Origin of the sequence: Sodalis sp. RH14, assembly GCF_047324285.1 — a bacterium.
GTDB lineage: Bacteria > Pseudomonadota > Gammaproteobacteria > Enterobacterales > Enterobacteriaceae > Acerihabitans.
Window position 1 is genome coordinate 2,393,902 of record NZ_CP178739.1, and the last position, 19,193, is coordinate 2,413,094.

The 19,193-nt window shown below is 61.9% G+C and carries 16 protein-coding genes and 2 pseudogenes; 10 read left to right on the forward strand and 8 right to left on the reverse strand.

Features of this window, described 5'->3' with window-relative positions:
- Positions 1–51: 51 nt before the first annotated feature.
- A pseudogene (locus tag ACL2XQ_RS10950) lies at positions 52–327 on the forward strand (hypothetical protein); the annotation flags it as partial.
- 12 nt (positions 328–339) lie between these two features.
- Here the strand turns inward: ACL2XQ_RS10950 and ACL2XQ_RS10955 are convergent.
- Positions 340–1,272: a LysR family transcriptional regulator gene (locus tag ACL2XQ_RS10955; RefSeq protein WP_413730177.1), complete on the reverse strand. Its 933-nt coding sequence runs from the start codon at positions 1,270–1,272 to the stop codon at positions 340–342.
- Between the two features lie 129 nt (positions 1,273–1,401).
- On the opposite strand from ACL2XQ_RS10955, the gene ACL2XQ_RS10960 reads away from it, so the two are divergent.
- The gene (locus ACL2XQ_RS10960) at positions 1,402–2,175 is read left to right on the forward strand and encodes an SDR family oxidoreductase (RefSeq protein WP_413730178.1); all 774 of its coding nucleotides are present in this window, start codon (positions 1,402–1,404) and stop codon (positions 2,173–2,175) included.
- A 50-nt stretch (positions 2,176–2,225) separates the two neighbouring features.
- Here the strand turns inward: ACL2XQ_RS10960 and ACL2XQ_RS10965 are convergent, their stop codons facing one another.
- Entirely contained in the window at positions 2,226–3,623 is a 1,398-nt protein-coding gene (locus tag ACL2XQ_RS10965) for a PLP-dependent aminotransferase family protein (RefSeq protein ID WP_413730179.1), read from the reverse strand.
- Between the two features lie 386 nt (positions 3,624–4,009).
- Here ACL2XQ_RS10965 and ACL2XQ_RS10970 point away from each other — a divergent pair, with 386 nt between their 5' ends.
- Genes ACL2XQ_RS10970 through ACL2XQ_RS11005 form a run of 8 tightly spaced genes read left to right on the forward strand, consistent with a single transcriptional unit; the run spans position 4,010 to position 11,602 of the window.
- Positions 4,010–4,492 carry an MSMEG_0572/Sll0783 family nitrogen starvation response protein gene (locus tag ACL2XQ_RS10970; RefSeq protein WP_413730181.1) on the forward strand — a complete coding sequence of 161 codons (483 nt, stop codon included), beginning with the start codon at positions 4,010–4,012 and terminating at the stop codon, positions 4,490–4,492.
- Positions 4,493–4,504: 12 nt separating this feature from the next.
- Positions 4,505–5,563 carry a Nit6803 family nitrilase gene (locus ACL2XQ_RS10975; RefSeq protein ID WP_413730182.1) on the forward strand — a complete coding sequence of 353 codons (1,059 nt, stop codon included), beginning with the start codon at positions 4,505–4,507 and terminating at the stop codon, positions 5,561–5,563.
- A complete protein-coding gene (locus tag ACL2XQ_RS10980) occupies positions 5,538–6,632 on the forward strand; it encodes an MSMEG_0568 family radical SAM protein (protein ID WP_413731054.1) in 1,095 nt (364 codons plus the stop codon). The genes ACL2XQ_RS10975 and ACL2XQ_RS10980 overlap by 26 nt, the downstream gene beginning before the upstream one ends.
- Positions 6,633–6,645: 13 nt before the next feature.
- A complete protein-coding gene (locus ACL2XQ_RS10985; RefSeq protein WP_413730184.1) occupies positions 6,646–7,209 on the forward strand; it encodes an MSMEG_0567/Sll0786 family nitrogen starvation N-acetyltransferase in 564 nt (187 codons plus the stop codon).
- Positions 7,209–8,168: a sll0787 family AIR synthase-like protein gene (locus ACL2XQ_RS10990; protein WP_413730186.1), complete on the forward strand. Its 960-nt coding sequence runs from the start codon at positions 7,209–7,211 to the stop codon at positions 8,166–8,168. The genes ACL2XQ_RS10985 and ACL2XQ_RS10990 overlap by 1 nt, the downstream gene beginning before the upstream one ends.
- 22 nt (positions 8,169–8,190) lie before the next feature.
- Entirely contained in the window at positions 8,191–8,490 is a 300-nt protein-coding gene (locus ACL2XQ_RS10995) for an MSMEG_0570 family nitrogen starvation response protein (RefSeq protein ID WP_413730188.1), read from the forward strand.
- Positions 8,491–8,505: 15 nt separating this feature from the next.
- Positions 8,506–9,774: an MSMEG_0569 family flavin-dependent oxidoreductase gene (locus tag ACL2XQ_RS11000; protein ID WP_413730190.1), complete on the forward strand. Its 1,269-nt coding sequence runs from the start codon at positions 8,506–8,508 to the stop codon at positions 9,772–9,774.
- The gene (locus tag ACL2XQ_RS11005) at positions 9,761–11,602 is read left to right on the forward strand and encodes an AMP-binding protein (RefSeq protein ID WP_413730191.1); all 1,842 of its coding nucleotides are present in this window, start codon (positions 9,761–9,763) and stop codon (positions 11,600–11,602) included. Before ACL2XQ_RS11000 ends, ACL2XQ_RS11005 begins: the two co-directional genes overlap by 14 nt.
- 20 nt (positions 11,603–11,622) lie before the next feature.
- Here the strand turns inward: ACL2XQ_RS11005 and ACL2XQ_RS11010 are convergent.
- The 6 genes and pseudogenes from ACL2XQ_RS11010 to ssuC all read right to left on the reverse strand — a co-directional run.
- Positions 11,623–12,645 (reverse strand): annotated as a pseudogene (locus tag ACL2XQ_RS11010) (aminotransferase class III-fold pyridoxal phosphate-dependent enzyme); the annotation flags it as partial.
- Positions 12,646–12,703: 58 nt separating this feature from the next.
- Complete coding sequence (gene ssuD, locus ACL2XQ_RS11015) at positions 12,704–13,846, reverse strand: FMNH2-dependent alkanesulfonate monooxygenase (RefSeq protein WP_413730192.1); 1,143 nt, start codon at positions 13,844–13,846, stop codon at positions 12,704–12,706.
- A 116-nt stretch (positions 13,847–13,962) separates the two neighbouring features.
- A complete protein-coding gene (locus ACL2XQ_RS11020; RefSeq protein WP_413730194.1) occupies positions 13,963–14,997 on the reverse strand; it encodes a glycyl-radical enzyme activating protein in 1,035 nt (344 codons plus the stop codon).
- Positions 14,984–17,455 (reverse strand): glycyl radical protein, encoded by a 2,472-nt coding sequence (locus ACL2XQ_RS11025; RefSeq protein ID WP_413730195.1) that lies wholly within the window; start codon positions 17,453–17,455, stop codon positions 14,984–14,986. The genes ACL2XQ_RS11020 and ACL2XQ_RS11025 overlap by 14 nt, the downstream gene beginning before the upstream one ends.
- 144 nt (positions 17,456–17,599) lie before the next feature.
- Positions 17,600–18,394: an aliphatic sulfonates ABC transporter ATP-binding protein gene (ssuB, locus tag ACL2XQ_RS11030; protein ID WP_413730196.1), complete on the reverse strand. Its 795-nt coding sequence runs from the start codon at positions 18,392–18,394 to the stop codon at positions 17,600–17,602.
- Positions 18,391–19,182 (reverse strand): aliphatic sulfonate ABC transporter permease SsuC, encoded by a 792-nt coding sequence (gene ssuC / locus ACL2XQ_RS11035; protein WP_413730197.1) that lies wholly within the window; start codon positions 19,180–19,182, stop codon positions 18,391–18,393. The genes ssuB and ssuC overlap by 4 nt, the downstream gene beginning before the upstream one ends.
- Between the last annotated feature and the right edge of the window lie 11 nt (positions 19,183–19,193).

A 19,193-nucleotide genomic window follows, 5' to 3' on the forward strand; every position in this document is an offset into this window, starting at 1 on the left:
CATTACCGGTTATGACGATATGCGCCAGGCGATTTTTGGCTATGCAGAGCGTGCCGCAGAAATCTCCGGGGCGAGCGCCCATACTGCCGGCACATATCGGTATTCCTGCGCACCAGTCCGTGTGCGGTCAGCGAGGAATTATATGTTTATCAGACGTCAGGACGGCTGATGGTGCCATCGAATGATACCCGCGACATCATCAGGATCGCCGTTGAGGAGCTTGGGCAGGCGGGAAAACCACACCTGCATAGACCCCATCAGTTTCCCTTTAATACGCTCGCTTCACCCCTGGGTGATAGCGGGCTTATCGTGCTGTGGGACCCTTGAAATGGCATGTATTCAGCATTTCTCTGAATCAGAATCCGGCGCGTCCAGCATCAGTTTTTCCCTCAGGAGAGGCTCTGCCCAGGCTATAAAAGTCTGTAGCGGACGGGAAAGGTGTTTACGGTGTGGATAGAGTAGCTGGACCGGAAGTGGGCGGGGGCGGTAGGCGGGCATGACCTCAATCAGGTCACCTGATTCCAGGTGTTTTTGTACGTCATATCGGGGTATCTGAATCATTCCCAGACCGGCCAGGCAGCAGGCAATGTAGGCTTCGGCGTTATTGACCGTTATCCGGCCGCGCAGGACAGCGGACCGGTAGCTGTCGTTTTCCGGCCATTCCCAGCTCTCGACCCGGCCCGTGGTTGGCGATGCATAGTTGACGGCCAGATGGCGGGGCAGATTTGAAGGCGTAGCGGGTTGGCCATGCAGGGCGATATAGGCCGGCGCCGCGGCATTGATGAATTTCAGGAACCCGAGTTTACGGGCCACCAGACTTGAGTCGGTCAGTTTTCCCACACGCAAGGCACAGTCTATTCCCTCTTCCGCCAGACTGACATTGCGGTCAGATGCTCCCATTTCCAGCATCATGTGCGGATAGCGGGTAAAGAATTCAGGCAGTGAAGGCGCGATGATCAGCCTGCCAATGCGTCCCGGCACATCAAATCTGATTTTCCCCACAGGCTGGCTATCGTTTTGTCTGAACAGATTTTCCGTTTCTTCCACGTCCGGTATCACTCTCAGGCAGCGTTCATAAAAAGCCCGGCCATCGGAGGTGAGGGAAACGCTGCGGGTGGTGCGGTGAAGCAGGCGCGTTCCTACCCGTGATTCAAGCTCCGCAACCGCAGCGGAAACGGTGGATCTGGGCATGTTCATTACGTCGGCCGCGCGGGTGAAACTGCCGCAGTCCACCACCCGTATAAAAATGCGAAAGAGGTCAATTCTGTCCATAAAAATTACATTGTTCGTGTTTTATGGACAGTATAATCAGAATTGCGGCCTTTATACAGAAAATGCAGGAGCTATTCTCAGGGGGCACCATCTTTGGCTGTTATACCCATAGAGAAGAGGACTGACGTCATGACAGAGCACAGTATCAAAGGCAAATCCGTCATTATTGCCGGCGGCGCGAAAAATCTGGGCGGGCTGATTGCGCGTGATTTTGCCGCGCACGGCGCGAAAGCCATCGCCATACATTACAACAGAGCGGGAAGTAAAGATGACGCGGAGGCCACCGTGGCGGCGATCATGGCCGCCGGAGCGCAGGCTGTGGCCTTTCAGGCCGACCTGACCACGGCCGGCGCCGTGGAAAAGCTCTTCGCGGACGTGACGGCGGCCATCGGCAGGCCGGACATTGCCGTCAATACCGTGGGCAAGGTGCTGAAAAAGCCCCTGTTCGATATCTCGGAAGCGGAGTATGACGAGATGAGCGCGGTGAACGCCAAGTCGGCCTTTTTCTTTCTTAAAGAGGCCGGGAAGCACCTCAATGACAATGGGAAAATCTGTACCCTGGTGACTTCCCTGCTTGGAGCGTTTACGCCTTTTTATGCCGCTTACGCCGGCACCAAGGCGCCGGTGGAGCATTTTACCCGCGCGGCGGCGAAGGAGTTGGGCGAGCGGGGGATTTCCGTCACCGCCATCGGTCCGGGTCCTATGGATACGCCGTTCTTTTATCCGGCTGAAAGCGCCGAGGCGCGGGATTACCATAAGACGGCGGCCGCGCTCTCACCTTTCAGCAAAACCGGCCTGACGGATATCGCCGATATCGTTCCCTGGATACGTTTTCTGGTGACGGAGGGATGGTGGATGACCGGCCAGACCATTCTGGTGAATGGCGGCTATACCACAAAATAACCTCACTATAATGGTTATAGCGCCACCGTGATCTTCACGCACCGCTGCCACTACAGCGCCACCGTGGACAGCCAGGCGGGGTATTCCAGCATGTCCGCCACGTTTTTCAGCATTCCCTCGCACTGCTCGCGGCTGTTGGGCCCTCCCAGGCACAGGCGCAGCGCATCGGGGGGATTATTGTCGGTACAGAAGGCGGCGCTGGAGACCGCGCTGACCCCCTGATGGCGCAGTTTCACCGCCACATCCGACGGATTCCAGCCCTGGCGGTGCGGCAGCCGCAGCCAGAGATGGAAACCTTCGGCATCCGCCTGCAGACTGTAATGGCGCAGCAGTCGGGCGGCCATCCGCTGGCGCAGCACCGCTTCTTCCCGCACCGCCAGCAGCATTCTTTCCGCCGTACCGTCGTTAATCCACTGGGCCGCCAGCGCATTGGTGAACGGGCTGGACATCACCGTCAGCGCCCGCATGGCGCCGGCCAGATGCTGCCCCTGGCGCACCGTGGGGGCGTGCACCCAGGCAATACGCAAACCGGCGCCGAAACATTTCGACAGGCCGGTAATATACCAGGTCAGTTCCGGCACCAGCTCCGCCATGGCGGGCAGGGACGCCGAGGGCAGCATGGCATAGGCGTCGTCTTCGATAATCGGCACGCTGTAGCGCAGGGCTACGTCCGCCAGCTTCTCACGCCGGCGCAGCGGCATGGTCAGGGTAGTGGGATTATTGATGGTGGGATTGAGATACAGGGCGCGGATTTGGCCGGTCTGGCAGGCGTTTTCAAACGAGCGCGGCATAGGGCCGTCTCCATCGCATTCCAGTGCGTGCAGGGTGATATCCAACTGGGCGGCGATGGCCTTCAGCCCCGGATACACCAGGCTGCCGACGCAGATTTCTCCGCCCCGGCGCGCCAGCAGGGTCAGCAATCCCACCAGCACGCTGTGAATGCCGGGACACACCAGCAACCGCTCCGGGGCCACCGCCGGTAAACGGCGCCCTAGCCAGCGGCATCCCGCCTCTTTGTCGTCATGGTTGCCGCCGAAATCGTGATAGCGCAGCAGGGGGAACAGATCTTTGTGGGCAAACAGATTCAGGGCGCCCTGACGGATTTGCGCCACGAGATCCGGCGAATCCGGCTCCACCGGCAGATTCATGGTCATCTCATAGCTGCTGCCGTTGCGGGGCGGGATCGACGGCACCTTGCCGCGGATAAAACTGCCGGTGCCCGGACGGGAATCAATGAGTCCGCGCTTGCGCGCTTCGGCGTAGCCGCGGGTCACCGTGGTGTAATTCAGTGAGAGTTTTACCGCCAGATCCCGCAGAGGCGGCAGGCGATCCCGCGGCTGGAAATCACCGCTTTCAATGGCGTCATGGATCAAATCGGCAATCAGCAGATAGGCCGGACGCTCCGGTCGTTCATGCATATAGTGCGTCCAACGATCGAATCGTTTCATTCCTGTTTCTCTCTGGGTGGCGGACTTCCACTCTAGCGGATTCATCCGTGCCCATGCAATCATTGATGTAATGATTGTGTTTAATGATTGCATCAGATTGTTTGTTATGCGTTAGCATGGTGCAATCATGGGTTACGCCTGCGTTGTCATTGTGCAGCAAATTGGTTAATTGCTGCGCGTTGATTGCCAAATAAACTCAAATGCAGGCCGTTAAAAATTTTTTTTGCTCAGAAGTTGAGCGATTGATTGGCCGATGATTGCATGGTCCCTTTCCGCCCCTGGCATAACCCTTGCTCCATGGATAATGACGCGTCCGTTAGCCGGCGCGATACATCATCCGCCGCGGCTGTCGGCGATGCCAGTAAACCTGCGAAGAGACTAAGATTATGCCAACGGTAACAATGCCCGCACATCAATCCGGCGATTTCCTGGTGGATTACGAAGAAAAGGTGTTTGAAGACGTGAAGGCCGAGCCGGGCCAGAAAGCGCTGGTGACCTTCCATACCGTCGCGTTCGAAGGATCCATCGGTTTTGTGAATATGCTGCAGGCCACCCGGCTGCAGCGCAAAGGCTTTGAAACCTCGATTCTGTTATACGGACCGGGGGTGACCCTCGGCGTACAGCGCGGCTTTCCCAAGCTGGGAGACGAAGCCTTCCCCGGCCATATGAACTTCAATAACCAGCTGCAAAAATTCATGGCCGAAGGCGGCAAGGTCTTTGCCTGCCGTTTTGCCCTGCAGGCGTTGTACGGCCACGGCGAACCCTCGCTCATTGAGGGCATCCGCGCCATCAATCCGCTGGACGTGCTGGATCTGAAGCTGCTGCACATCCGCGACAACGCGGTGATTCTTGATACCTGGACCGTGTAAGGAGCCGACGTTATGGCACAGGACCGTATCATCCGTGCCGCCGCCGTGCAGATTGCGCCTGACCTCGGCCAGGCGCAAAAAACGCTGTCGCGCGTGCTGGATGCCATTGATGAAGCCGCGGGCAAGGGGGCCGAGATTGTGGTATTTCCCGAAACCCTGGTGCCCTGGTATCCCTATTTTTCCTTTATCGCGCCGCCCATGACCGCCGGCGCCGAGCACCTGCGGCTTTACCAGCAGGCGGTGGAAGTACCCGGCCCCATTACCCGCGCGGTGGCCGACAGCGCCCGTCGCCACGGCATGGTGGTGGTGCTGGGGGTGACCGAACGGGATCACGGCAGCCTGTTCAACACCCAGCTGGTATTCGACGCCGACGGCGAGCTGGTGCTGAAGCGGCGTAAAATCACCCCAACCTATCACGAACGCATGATCTGGGGGCAGGGGGACGCCTCGGGGCTGAAGGCGGTGGATACCGCCGTCGGCCGGGTCGCGGCCCTGGCCTGCTGGGAACACTACAATCCCCTGGCCCGCTATGCGCTGATGGTCCAGCACGAGGAGATCCACTGCAGCCAGTTTCCCGGCTCGCTGGTGGGCCAGATCTTCGCCGATCAGATGGAGGTCACCATCCGCCATCACGCCCTGGAGTCCGGCTGTTTTGTTATTAACGCCACCGGCTGGCTGCGGGAAGATCAGATTGAATCCATTACCTCGGATGCCGATTTGCAGCGCGGGCTGCGCGGCGGGTGCCATACCGCCATTATCTCGCCGGAAGGACGGCATCTGGCGCCTCCCATCACCGAGGGGGAAGGCATTCTTATCGCCGATCTGGATATGAAGCTTATCGCCAAGCGTAAACGCATGATGGATTCCGTGGGGCACTATGCCCGGCCGGAACTGTTAAGCCTGCTGATCAATGACCGGCCCGCGGACTACTGCCATCCGCAAGCGTCCTATGAGCAGGCCGTTCATCATCAGCACATTTCCTTCGCGTCTTCGCAAACCGCCCCAGAGTCCTTTACTTCCGACCTCACAGGAGGGCGCCATGAGCCTGAGCAACCAGCGACTGATTACTGAACTGCAAACCCACGGCCTGAAGGTGGTCAATCCCCAGACGGCCCATGTCAATCGCCAGGGCGGCGCCGGTCCGTCGGATCACCAGGCGGTGACTATCGACGGCATGACGGTCATGGTGCCGGTGTATACCCAGCAGGCGCACCAGTCCCCCTGGAGCGTGACCCATGACGGGGCCGGCGTCAGCCATTTGCTGAAAGACGCCATTCCGGTGCGGGATATCAGCTTTGTCTCCCAGCCGAATTTCTACCGGCTGAGCACCGCCGACGGTGTCCCGTACTCCCATATCGCCACCCTGCACGGCGCCGATGTGCTGGCCACCACCGTTTTGCAAACCTGCATCCGCTATGAAAACCGGCGCAAGGCCTGCCAGTTTTGCGCCATCGGCCAGTCCCTGGCGGCGGGCAAGACCATCGCCCGTAAAACGCCGCAGCAGCTGGCGGAAGTGGCCAAGGCCGCGGTGGAACTGGACGGCGTGCGGCATATGGTGATGACCACCGGCACCCCCTCCGGCAGCGATCGCGGGGCGCGGGTACTGTGCGAAAGCGCCGAGGCCATTCGGGCGGCGGTGGATCTGCCGTTGCAGGGGCAATGCGAACCGCCGGGGGATGCGCTGTGGTTTACCCGCATGAAGGAGGCGGGCATCGATGCGTTGGGCATGCATTTGGAGGCGGTAACCCCGGCGGTGCGGGCGCGCATTATGCCGGGCAAAGCCGTCGTCACCGTGGAGCAATATATGGCGGCGTTCCAGGACGCGGTGCGGGTGTTCGGCCACGGCCAGGTGAGCACCTATATCCTGGCGGGACTGGGGGATACCCGTGAGGCGATATTGTCTACGGCGCGGGAGCTGATTGATATCGGCGTGTATCCCTTTGTGGTGCCGTTCGTGCCCATCCGCGGTACGCCGCTTGAGGATCATGCGCCGCCGGCAGCGGATTTCATGGAGTCCATTTTGCAGCCCCTGGGCAGCATGCTGCGCGGCGGCGGCCTGCGTTCCGCCGATATCAAGGCCGGCTGCGGCCGTTGCGGCGCCTGTTCGCCGTTGTCCAGCTACGAGCGGGCCTCGGCCTGAGGGGAGTGACAGCATGTTCTATCCCGAATACCGCATCAAATGGGTGACCTTGCCCTGGGAGCGCGAGCAGGCCTATCTGCTGCGCCAGCGGGTTTTTTGCCACGAGCAGGGGCTGTTTGAAGAGCATGACCGGGATGCTATCGATGAACGCGCCCGGCTGCTGGTGGCTATCGGCAGTACGGCGGGCTGGCCGGAGCAAATCGTCGGCACGGTGCGCATCCACCGGGAAGAGGGGGATATTTGGTACGGTTCGCGGCTGGCGGTGGACCGGCATTTCCGCCGGCAGGGGCAACTGGGGCCGACCCTTATCCGCCTGGCGGTATCCAGCGCCTGTGCCCTGGGCTGCGAGGCGTTTTATGCCCGGGTGCAGCAGCAAAACGTGCCGCTGTTCCGGCGCATGCACTGGTCATCCCTGTCCACCGAACGGCTGCGGGGTATCGATCATGCGGTTATGCAGGCGGATCTGGCGTTTTATCCGCCCTGTTTCGACCCCAACAGCGGCATGGTGCTGAGCGGGCCTTCGCCGCGGCCGGCGCGGGAGCTGGCGCCGCTGCTGATGAGCCTGGAGGGCGGCTGATGGATGATTTACACGTGCTGCTGGCGGAGGTGCGCCGGTACGGCGGCATCGATCAGAAGCGGGACATCCAGGGGATTGCCGGAGAACTGCGTGAAGCCTGGCCTCTGGCCGGCTGCGACAACGGCGATGACTGCGCCGCCATTCCGCAGGAAGAGGGCTATAGCCTGCTGGCCATGGAGGGGTTTATCAACCGGTTCGTGGCGGACGATCCCTGGTTCGCCGGCTGGTGCGGACTGATGGTTAATCTGAGCGACATCGCCGCCATGGGCGGCACGGCGGTGGCGGTGGTGAATGCCCTGTGGAGCGCCGGTCCGGAACAGGCGCGCCGTTTGATGCAGGGCATGGCCGCCGCGTCCCGGGCCTATCGGGTGCCCATCGTCGGCGGCCATACCAATTTACGCAGCGAATCGCCGCAGCTGGCGGTGGCGGTGCTGGGCAAAGCGAAACGGGTGCTGCGGGCCTCCGGGGCGAAGCCGGGACACACCTTAATCGCCGCCATAGATTTGCGCGGCGCCCGACGCGGGCCCTGGCTGAACTGGGACGCCGCGACCCGCGCCGATCCGGCGGCGCTGCGCGACGCCATGGCGCTGTTGCCGACGCTGGCGGAACAGGGGCTGGTACAGGCGGCCAAGGACATCAGCCAGGCCGGCCTGCTCGGCACCCTGGTCATGCTGTTGGAAAGCGCCCGGGCCGGCGCGGACATTGATTTAACGGCCATACCCCGTCCGGCGGAGATCCGCTGGCAAGAGTGGCTGTGCATGTTTCCCAGCTACGGCTATCTGTTGACGGTCCATTCCCAGCAGGCAGACGAGGTGCTGGCGCACTTTCATCGGCTCGGTATCGGCGCGGCGGCCATCGGCGGCATTACCGCCGACCCGAGGCTTTGGGTCGGCGATGGTTCACACCGCCACTGTTTCTGGGATCTCGACACAACGCCGCTTACCGGCATCAACCCCTGACTTTTTTATTCTGGAGGCGCTTATGCCCGCAATGCATTTTACCGTCCGCTGGCCGGACAGCTCCGTGGACGTGTGTTATTCACCGTCCACCGTGATTGAACAGCATCTGGAGGTGGGCAAAGAGTACAGCGTGGAGGAGTTTACCGGACTGGCGCGCCGGGCGCTGCAGGAAGCCAGCGACCGGGTCGCGCTGAAGTTCGGTTATGCCTGTTCAAGCGCCATGGATCAGTCCGGCGCCATCGAACTCAAGGCCGGGGGTTTTTTGCCCGATGCCCGCCCGGTGCGCGTCGAGAAAATCGAAGCGCTGCCCGTTAATCATTAATTCAGGAACGGTACCATGGAACAAACACATTATCCGGTGATTATCATCGGCGGCGGGCAGGCGGGACTGTCTATGAGCTACTGCCTGACTCAGCGGGGCATCGGGCATGTGATATTTGAGCGCCATCAGCTCGGCTGGGCCTGGCGGGCGCAGCGCTGGGACAGTTTTTGTCTGGTGACCCCTAACTGGCAGTGCAAATTGCCCGGTTTTCCCTATGACGGCGATGACCCGGACGGTTTTATGGTCAATGACCAGATCATCAATTACCTGGAGCGCTATGCCGAGCGTTTCGGGCCGCCGCTGCTCACCGGCATCAACGTGGAGCGGGTCAGCCGCCACGGCGGCGGGGGCTTTGTTCTGCACACCAGCCGCGGAACCTTCACTGCCGATAACGTGGTTGCCGCGGTGGGCAACTATCACCGGCGGCGTTTCCCCGCCCTGGCGGCCCGTTTACCGGGGACGATCCACCAGCTGCATTCGGCGGACTACCGTTGCCCCGCCGCCTTGCCCGAGGGCGAGGTCCTTGTGGTGGGGTCGGCCCAGTCCGGGGCGCAAATCGCCGAAGATCTGCATCTCGCCGGACGCCGGGTACATCTGTGCGTCGGCAGCGCGCCGCGGGTGAATCGTTTTTACCGCGGCCGCGACGTGGTGGCCTGGCTGGAGGACATGGGGCATTACCGGCTGACAGTGGACCACCATCCCCAGGGGGAAGATGCCCGACGTAAAACCAACCATTATGTCACCGGCCGCGACGGTGGCCGGGATATCGATTTGCGGCTGTTCGCCGGGCAGGGCATGCAACTGCACGGGCGGTTGCTGGACATTGATGAGGCGCGGGGGGGGCTGGTCACCGCAGACGATCTGGCGGCCAATCTTGATAATGCCGATGATACCGCCCGGCGCATCAGGGAGAATATCGATGAGTGGATTGCCGCCCGGGGCATCGACGCCCCCACGGAGCCGCCCTATCAGCCGATGTGGTTCCCGCCGCCGGGCCGGGGCGCTATCCCTTTGGGCAATCTCGCGGCCATTATCTGGGCGGTGGGATTCCATACCGATTTTAGCTGGATTGACCTGCCGGCGTTTGATGACAAGGGATACCCCCGCCATCGGCGCGGCGTGTCAGTGGAAGAAGGACTCCATTTCCTCGGTCTGCCCTGGCTGTGGACCTGGGGCTCGGGACGGTTCGAGGGAGTGGGGGAAGATGCGGAATACCTGGCGGAACACATCGCCGCCCGCCTGACGGCGCCGGCGCCGCAGGAGGTCCGTTATGCCGTTCGCTAACCGGACTGACAGTTCACTGCTGGATTGGTCGGCCGTCATCCCAGCGGATTTGCCAGTGCCTTCCCCGTCAGATTTAGCGCTGGATTCACCGGCCTCTTCCCCGCTGGATGAGGCTTTCTGGCGGCGTGAAGCGCAGCGCATCCACTGGCAGCGGCCGTTTCGCCAGGTGATGGCTTTAGAGCACGGTGGGCCGCACTGCCGCTGGTTTGCGGGCGGCGCCACCAACCTGTGTTATAACGCCGTGGATCGGCATTTGCCCCTGCGCGGCGGCCAAACGGCGCTCGTGTGCTGCGACCGGCAGGGCGCGGAGCAGCGATTCAGCTATGCCGAACTGCACCGGGAAGTGGTGGCCATGGCCTGGATCCTGCAACGGCAGGGGGTGGCGGCGGGAGATCGCGTGCTGCTCTGCCTGCCGGTCATGCCGCCGGCCCTGTTCGCCATGCTGGCCTGCGCCCGGCTGGGGGCTATCCATGTGGTGGTCTCGGCGCAGCTGAGCGCGGCGGCGCTGGCGGAGCGCATTCACCTGAGCCGGCCCCGTTTGCTGATCCTGGAGGATAAAATCAACCGCGCATTGCGGGAAGAGGGACTTGCGCCGCCCGCCGTTAACCGGATCATTGTCGGCGACAGCGGATCGGAAGCCATGCGCAATCCTGACGGCACCGACGATAGGGCGGCGGGTGAATACCCCGGTGACGGTGAACTCAGTTACCGGCGGCTGCGGGCGGCTTATCACAATGAGCCGATACCTTGTCGCTGGCTGCCCGCCGAGGCGCCGTCACAGCTGCTGTTCACCTCCGGCACCACCGGCACGCCCAAAGGCGTCGTGCGGGATACCGGCGGCTACGCCGTGGCGCTGTGCGCCTCGCTGCCGCATATTTTCAATACCGGCGAGAATGAAGTTTTTTTCACCACCGCCGATATCGGCTGGGTGACCGGACACAGCTATCTGGTCTGGGCGCCCCTGCTGGCCGGTTTCACCACCCTGGTGGTCACCGGCGGCGGCATGAATACCCCGGGGCGGCGCTGGTGGCAACTGATTGCCCGCCACGGCGTCACGCGTCTGCTTACCGTACCCGGCGCCATGCGTCTGGCCCGCATGCAAAGTGAAACCCTTGACCCGTCGCTGCCCTCCCTGCGCGCCGTCTATCTGGCCGGCGAGCCGCTGGACGCCAAAACCCGTCAATGGCTGGAGCAGGGCGCCGGCGTGCCGGTGTACGATCACTACTGGCAAACCGAAAGCGGCTGGCCGATCCTGGCCGGGCAGAGAGGCGCCCTGCGTCCGGTGATGGATCGCCGGGTAAGCATTGTGGATGAGCAAACCGGCCGCCCGGCGGCAACGGGCATGCTGGTGCTGCATGACCATCTGGGACCAGGGGGCATGCAAACCCTGTGGGGCCATGACGATGAGTTCGTGGCGCGCTATTGGCAGCATGACGGCGAGGGCTGGCGCTATCTGACGCAGGATCGCGCCCGCCGTGATGAACACGGCGCCATAACCATTCAGGGACGCATGGACGACACCATGAATATCGGCGGCAAGCGGCTGTCCACGGCGGAAGTAGAGCACGCGGCGCTGACGGTGCCCGGCATCGCCGAAGCGGCGGCGGTGGGTCTAGCGCATCCGCTACTGGGCCAGATGGTGCAGCTGTTCGTCGTCACGGCGCCGGAGGTGCCGGTAGCGCGGCATGCCGACATGCGCCGGTCGCTGGCGGCGGTTATCGTGGCCCGCTGCGGCCGCCATGGCCGGCCCCGGAACGTGATATTCCTCGAGTGCCTGCCCAAAACCTTCTCCGGAAAAATCATCCGGCGCTTTCTGCGGCGCCCGTAACCTTCTAACTCCTGGTAAAGCGCCAGCGTGGCCAACGCCGCGGCGCAGGCTACCGGATGCGCGCTCCAGGTATAACCGTGGAAAAACTCGATCTCCCCCTCGCCGGCAGCATTGATAATGCCGTCATGAATATCCCGGCTCACCGCCACGGCGCCCATAGGCAACGCACCGTTGGTGAGGGCTTTGGCCAGGGTGATGATATCCGGCCGGATATTAAAGGACTGGCTGGCGAATGCCCGGCCGGTCCGGCCGAAGCCGCAGATCACCTCGTCCATGATCAGCAGAATGTCATGCCGGTCGCAGATCTGGCGCAGCCGTTCCAGATAACCCACCGGCGGCACCAGCACGCCGGTGGATCCGGCGATGGGTTCCACCACGCAGGCGGCAATATTTTCCGCCCCGTGTAGCGTAATCAGGCGTAAAAGATCGTCCGCCAGGAAGTCGCCGTGCCCGGGTTGCCCGCGACTGTAGCGGTTCTCCGCCAGCCAGGTATGGCGCATATGCACTACCCGCGGCCCGACGCCGTCGAAATTCCGCCGGTTGTTGGGCAGCCCCGACAGGGCGACGCCGCCGAAATTGACGCCGTGATAAGCGCGTTCCCGCGACACGAAGATATTCCGGCTACCCCGGCCCTTGGCGCGGTGATACGCCAGGGCGATTTTCAGCGCGGTATCTACCGCTTCCGAGCCGGAACCGACAAAAAAAATCCTGTCAAGGCCGGGGGGCAGCAGCGCCGATAAGGCCTTGGCGGCGGCGAAGGCTCCCGGATGGCCGCGATAAAAGCTGGCGGTAAAATCCAGGGTCAGCATTTGCCGGTGAACCGCCTCGGCAAGCTCTTTACGCCCGTGGCCCAAGGCCGAGGCGAATAAACCCGACACCCCGTCCAGTATCGCCCGTCCGTCCGGATCATAATAATAATCTCCCTCCGCCCGGGCGAATAATTTGGGATCGTTACGGAAATCTTTATTTGGCGTAAACGGCAGCCAAAAATTATCGTTGAGAATATCCTGGTAATGGGCAGTCATGATTGTCACCAACGTCATCTTCAGGCTCGCCCCATGCCGGGCTGAAAATATGCCCGCTGGGGACTTTAGTCAGCATTTAATGGATTTTGTCCGGCGCGAAATCATTGGCGACCACTTCCCCCTGCGGCCGGATGGCATCGCTTGCGGCGGCAGGGCTGTTCGTCGCCACGTCCAGATGGGGGAAGACCAGTTCCGACACGCGATAGGCTTCCTCCAGATGCGGATAGCCGGACAGGATAAAGGTATCGATACCTAAATCCGCATACTCGGCGATGCGCCGGGCGACGGTGGGGCCGTCCCCCACCAGAGCGGTGCCGGCGCCGGCCCGCACCAGCCCGACCCCGGCCCACAGATTGGGACTTATTTCCAAATGATCCCGGCTGCCGTCGTGCAGTGCCGCCATGCGCTGCTGTCCCACCGAATCAAACCGGGCGAACGATGCCCGGGCGCGGGCGATGGTTTCATCGTCCACATGGACAATCAGCCGCCGGGCATCCTGCCAGGCCTCTTCCGTGGTTTCACGCACAATCACGTGCAGGCGAATGCCGAAGCGGATTTGCCGTCCCAGCGCGGCGGCCTTTTCCCGTACCTGGGCGATTTTTTCCGCCAGCTGCGCCGGCGGCTCGCCCCAGGTCAGATAAAGCTCCACCTGCTCTGCCGCCAGATCCTGCGCGGCATCGGACGAACCGCCGAAATAAAGCGGCGGCCGAGGTTGTTGCACCGGCGGGAACATCAGGCGCGCCCCCTCCACCTGCACATGTTTGCCCTGGAAATTCACCGTCTCGCCCTCCAGCACCCGCCGCCAGACATGGGTAAATTCCGCCGCGGCTTCATAACGTTCGGCGTGATCGAGAAATACCCCTTCCGCCGCCAGTTCGTCGGGATCGCCGCCGGTCACCAGGTTGAAGAGCGCCCGGCCTTGGGACAGACGATCCAGCGTCGCCGCCTGACGGGCCGCCAGGGTAGGGGAAATCACTCCCGGCCGCAGCGCCACCAGGAACTTTAGCCGCTGGGTGACGGGGATCAGCGACGCCGCCACCAGCCAAGAGTCTTCACAAGAGCGGCCGGTGGGGATCAGCACGCCGCCGAAACCCACCCGTTCCGCCGCCTGGGCAATCTGCTGCAGATAAGCGTGGTCCACCGTGCGCGCGCCGCGTGGCGTGCCGAGATAGCGCCCGTCGCCATGGGTAGGGAGAAACCAGAAAAGATTGAGGCTCATGGACGGCTCCTGCTGAATAAAACGACGAGTAACGGTTATGATGGACAGCCGGAGCCGGTGCTCCAACTGATATATATGGCATTCCAAATGCGTAAAACAGCTATACCCGTCATCATTCACGCTGCAGGTGCGTTGGCAACACTCGGCCTCGTTCCTTCGGGGCCGTAGCGGCGGCCGAGACGCTGGCGGGCCCGGCTGATGATCTCCTCGACGGTGTCCGCCGGCAGTCGGATGTCCCCCGGCAGGTATGGCCGTCCCAGCAGCCGGTATTTGTCGCTGCCCAGCCGGTGATAGGGCAGGATTTCATAGCTGACGTCCGCCAGGGGCAGAATAAAATCAATGATGCGGGCGATAGCGTCCCAGCTATCGTTAAACGCGGGGATCAGCGGCGTGCGCACATGGATCGGCAAACGGGGAAACTGCCGGCGCAACGCCAGCAGGTTGGCCAGTATCCGGCGGTTGGAACGCCCGGTAAACCCGCGGTGAGCGGCGTCGTTCAGGTTTTTGATATCAAAATAGACGCCGTCGCAATAGCCCGCCAGCGCCCGTAATGCCGGCCAGGGGCCGTAACCGCAGGTTTCCAGCAGGGTATCGATATGCCGTTTTTGGGCTTCCCGCAGCAGGGCCAGGGCGAAATCCGCCTGCATCAGGGGTTCACCGCCGCTGAGGGTAACCCCGCCCCGTGAGCGCGCATAAAACAGGCTGTCCGCCTCGGCAATATCCATCACGCGCGCCGCCGTTATCCGCTGACCGAAGGCGTGCAGGGCATGGCTGGAACAGGCGGGCAGGCATTGCAGGCACTGCCGGCAGGTATCCGTGTTCAGCCGGACAACTCCGTCGGCCCCATACGCCAGGCTGTGGGAAAGGCATTGTCCGATGCACAGGCCGCAGTCCCGTCCGAGGCATTTTTTTTCGTCCAGCGTGATTTCCGGCAATACACCCTGGGATTCCGGATTGCTGCACCAGACGCAGCGCAGCGGGCAGCCTTTCAGAAAGACCAGCGTGCGGATACCGTCACCGTCATGCAGGGAGTAACGCTGTATATTGAAAATCCAGCCCGTCTCTGCCCCATCGGTCCGGCGCGTCGACGGAGCCGGCAAAGCCGTGGCGGGGATTCGCAACGACAAAGCCTCCGGATCAGAAGATTTCATGGCCGGTCCTGGCAATCAAATCATCCTGCAGGTCCGGCGAGAGGTCAGTGAAATAGGCGCTGTAGCCGGCAATCCTGACAATCAGGCCGCGAAAGCGCTCCGGGTCGGCTTTGGCCGCCAGCAGGGTCTCCCGGTTGATGACGTTGAACTGGATATGCCACAGCTTCAGGTCGCACCAGACCTTGATAAAATCGCACAGCTTGCGGGTGCCCGCCTCGCCGGCCAGTACCGAGGGGGTGAATTTGACGTTAAGCAAGCGGGCGGCGCGCTCGCGAAACCGGTAATTCTTGGTGTGGTAATTGGACAGCAGCACCGCGGTGGGGCCTTGGCTGTCGCAGCCCTGGGAGGCCGACGAACCGTCCGATAGCGGACTGTAGGCCTTGCGGCCGTTGGGGGTGGCGTGCACCACCTTGCCGAACGGCACATGCGAGGTAAAAGGCACCAGCCGCAGATCCATATGCACGCCCAGAGAGCGGGAATAGCGCTGGGTAAATTCCAGACAGATTTTATCCAGGGCCTTGCCGATATCGTCGGCGTAGGGATCGTTATTGCCGTATTTGGGCGCGTCCCGCAGCAGGGCGCGGACAGTGGGATGGCCGTTGAAATCGTCGGCCAGCGCCGCCAGCAATTGTCCCATGGAAAGACGTTTTTCTTCATAGACCCATTTTTTTATTGCCGCCAGGGAATCAATGACCGTGCCGTACCCCATAAACTCGAAATAACCCAAATCGATACCGCCGTTGATGTCCGGCTGGTGGATATCCATGCCGGCGTCCATCGCCAGGTCGTGCAGGGCGGAACCCAGCGGCCAGGCAAAATGCCGGGCGCGTAAATCAATGATGATTTTTTGCTGGATAAACGCATGGCGAAGGAAATTCAGATGCTGTTTTACATAAGCCTGCCAGAATGCCTCCCAGTCCGCGAATTCCCCCGGATCGCCGGTTTCGATACCCAGCAATTCCCCGCCGTAGCGTTTCATCCGGCCGTTGTACAAGGTCATCTCCAGCGCCGCCGGAAAGTTGATATAGGCGCAGGGGCTGGTATAGGTATCGCGGTTCGGCATCCGGCACTCGGCGCAGCCGGACACCGCGAAATCATAGGCTTCGCTGAACGCGGCCCCCTTCGCCAGCAGCAGCGGCACCACTTCTTCATCGTTGATGAGTTTTGGAAATCCGGCGCCGTCTTTAATGGTTTGCGCCACTTCATAGAGAAAACGCGGCGGAGTACGGCTATGGATGCGGGCCGCCAGGTCCGGATAGTGCAACGGAAATTCCCGCTTCGATCGCAGGAACAGATAGGATAGCGCATTGACGGCGTCCAAACCTTCCGGCGTCTGGCCGCCGATGGTGACCGCTTCCCAATGGGCGTAGCCTTCGTTAAAGGCGCCGCCGGTGGGGGAGATGTACAAATCCACGAACTGCGCCATGGCGATCCACATGCAGGCCAGCCATTCCAGGGCCTGCTCTTCGGTCAGCAGGCCGCGATCGAGATCCCGCCGGTAATAAGGGTAAAGGTACTGATCCATGCGGCCGTTGGAGATAATGGTGCCGGTTTTCTGCTCCAGGCGGGAAAACATCTGGGTGAACCACTGCGCCTGCAGCGCATCGCGAAAATCCCGCGCCGGGTGTTCCGGCACCCGGGCACAGCGCTCGGCGATGGCCTCCAGCTCCTGCCGCCGTACGGGATCGGGCTCCCGTTCCGCCAAATCCCGCGCCAGCGCGGCATGGCGTCCGGCCCACAGAATCACCGCCTCGGCGCTGAGGATAATGGCCTGCAGGAACGGTGCCTTTTCAACATTGTCCGACGGATCGAAGGGATCCAGCGCCGCCAGCCGGCGCTGTGCATCCTCCTTTATCCCCTTAAACCCCAGCCGCAGCACTTTGTCGTAGTCATGTACCCACTGAATGGAAGACCGGAACGACGAGGTCTCGTTGACGATAAAACGGGACGTCAGGGCGTCGGCGGGATCGTAGGTAAGGCGCAGCGTCTCATCGGGCAGGGCGCGGGCCAGGTCTTCATGGTAGGTTTTGCCCCGCCAGTAGGGGGATACCACCCGTTTGATGATATCCACCTCCGCCGGTTCGACGGTAAACGGCGATTCCACCCGCCGGGGCAGCTGTTCCAGCGCCCGCTCCAGAAAATCGCCGTCCAGTTCCGGATAAAGAATGCCGTAGCGGCCGGGTTTGCCGCCCCGGCCGACAATCAACTGATCTTCATCGATATACACCTGGATATGCCCGGCGATGTGATACATCGCCTTCGCCCAGCGCAGGATCAGTAATTCCCCTTCCGTTTGCGCCATGGACTCGGTGAAATAGCGCGCCCGTTCCACATCGACTGCCGGTTTGGCGTGCTGGATACGGGCCAGCAGGCGATGGGTCCGATCCGTGGCGACGGGCTTGCCGTCGGGATGCAGCAGCCGCGCTTCCTGCGGCGAGAGTACCAGGGCTTGCTTCACGTTATTGCCTGCCTTAAGTCGTCAATAATAAAATTATATTCTCTCAATAATCCGAAACGCCGCTTGCAGCGGCCCCAAAGGGCGAGGCTTACGGAGTAGCCGAGTCACACAGCCAACACACCTGCAGCTTGAATTATGGCGGGTCTATTGATTAACGCTCCCGGAGCGCAACGTGCCGTCTCCCTGCGCGCCCTGAACGCCGCTGGAAAAGATGCGTTCCAGGATTTCGCTTTCCAATGCCGCCTGCCGGGCCTGCCCATGGCCGCGGGGACGTGGCAAATCGATGGCGATATCCAGGCCGATATGCCCCTGCTCCAGCAGGATGACCCGATCCGCCAGGGTCACCGCTTCATGCACATCGTGCGTCACCAGCAGCAGGGTAAAACCCTGTTCTCGCCACAGGGTCTCAATCAGGCGCTGCATCTCGATACGGGTTAACGCATCAAGGGCCCCCAGGGGTTCATCCAGCAGCAGTAGGCGCGGACGATGAATCAAAGCCCGCGCCAGCGCCACCCGCTGCTTCTGCCCGCCGGACAGGGTGGAAGGCCAGTCGCCGGCCCGCCCGGCCAATCCGACGGTGTCAAGAGCGGCCAGGGCGCGCTCCCTGGCGTCCTTGCCCAGGCCGAGGCCCACGTTATCCACGACCTTTTTCCAGGGTAATAACCGGTCGTCCTGGAACATCAGCCGTATATCGTTTTGCCTGGCGCGCAGCGGAGCATTGCCGGAGGAGAGATCGCCGCGGTCCGGCCGGTCAAGACCGGCCAGCAGGCGCAACAGGGTGCTTTTGCCGCAGCCGCTGCGCCCGACGATGGCCACGCACTGTCCGGCGGGGATGGCGAGATCCACATTGCCCAGCACCCGGTGGCCATGGAAAGACTTCTCCAATTGGCGCAATGCCAGGGGGATGCCGCGATTAACCGGGTAGACGTTAACGCTCATGCCGTTGCCCTCGTCTTCTGGTAAGCCGGATGCCAGCGCAGCCAGACGCGTTCCAGCGCCCGGGCGGCGCTGTCCGCCGCCTTGCCGAGGATGGCGTATAAAATAATGGCTACCACTACCACGTCGGTTTGCAAAAATTCACGGGCATTCATGGCCAGATAGCCAATGCCCGAATTGGCGGAGATGGTTTCCGCCACAATCAGCGTCAACCACATGAAACCCAGCGCGAAACGGACTCCCACCAGTATGGAAGGCAGGGCGCCGGGCAAAATAACCTGATAAAACAGCGAAAAACCCGACAGTCCGTAATTTCGGGCCATTTCCACCAGGCCGGCGTCCACATTGCGCACGCCGTGGTAGGTATTAAGATAAATGGGGAACAGCGTGCCGAGGGCCACCAGGAAAATCTTTGCCGATTCATCAATGCCGAACCACAAAATCACCAGCGGGATCAGCGCCAGATGCGGCACGTTGCGAATCATCTGCACCGTGCTGTCCAGCAGCAGCGCCCCCCAGCGGGACAGGCCGGTGATAAAGCCCAGCAGCAGACCGATGGAGCCGCCGATGGCGAATCCCACCGCGGCGCGCCAACTGCTGATGGCCAAATGCTGCCATAGCTCGCCGCTGTACATTAACCGCCAGGCCGCGGTGACCACCGCGCTCGGCGCCGGCAGGATCCGGCTGGACAGCCAGCCGGCGCTCACCGCCGCTTGCCAGGATACCATTAACAGCACCGGCAGCAGCCAGGGCGCAAGACGTTCGGAAAGCTCGAGGGTAATGCGTTTCATCCCGTGCTCCT

Bases quoted from the DNA above. Each gene is read 5' to 3' on its own strand.
- ACL2XQ_RS10955 (WP_413730177.1), bottom strand. From the start codon at position 1,272: ATGGACAGAATTGACCTCTTTCGCATTTTTATACGGGTGGTGGACTGC.
- ACL2XQ_RS10960 (WP_413730178.1), top strand. From the start codon at position 1,402: ATGACAGAGCACAGTATCAAAGGCAAATCCGTCATTATTGCCGGCGGC.
- ACL2XQ_RS10965 (WP_413730179.1), bottom strand. From the start codon at position 3,623: ATGAAACGATTCGATCGTTGGACGCACTATATGCATGAACGACCGGAG.
- ACL2XQ_RS10970 (WP_413730181.1), top strand. From the start codon at position 4,010: ATGCCAACGGTAACAATGCCCGCACATCAATCCGGCGATTTCCTGGTG.
- ACL2XQ_RS10975 (WP_413730182.1), top strand. From the start codon at position 4,505: ATGGCACAGGACCGTATCATCCGTGCCGCCGCCGTGCAGATTGCGCCT.
- ACL2XQ_RS10985 (WP_413730184.1), top strand. From the start codon at position 6,646: ATGTTCTATCCCGAATACCGCATCAAATGGGTGACCTTGCCCTGGGAG.
- ACL2XQ_RS10990 (WP_413730186.1), top strand. From the start codon at position 7,209: ATGGATGATTTACACGTGCTGCTGGCGGAGGTGCGCCGGTACGGCGGC.
- ACL2XQ_RS10995 (WP_413730188.1), top strand. From the start codon at position 8,191: ATGCCCGCAATGCATTTTACCGTCCGCTGGCCGGACAGCTCCGTGGAC.
- ACL2XQ_RS11000 (WP_413730190.1), top strand. From the start codon at position 8,506: ATGGAACAAACACATTATCCGGTGATTATCATCGGCGGCGGGCAGGCG.
- ACL2XQ_RS11005 (WP_413730191.1), top strand. From the start codon at position 9,761: ATGCCGTTCGCTAACCGGACTGACAGTTCACTGCTGGATTGGTCGGCC.
- ssuD (WP_413730192.1), bottom strand. From the start codon at position 13,846: ATGAGCCTCAATCTTTTCTGGTTTCTCCCTACCCATGGCGACGGGCGC.
- ACL2XQ_RS11020 (WP_413730194.1), bottom strand. From the start codon at position 14,997: ATGAAATCTTCTGATCCGGAGGCTTTGTCGTTGCGAATCCCCGCCACG.
- ssuB (WP_413730196.1), bottom strand. From the start codon at position 18,394: ATGAGCGTTAACGTCTACCCGGTTAATCGCGGCATCCCCCTGGCATTG.
- ssuC (WP_413730197.1), bottom strand. From the start codon at position 19,182: ATGAAACGCATTACCCTCGAGCTTTCCGAACGTCTTGCGCCCTGGCTG.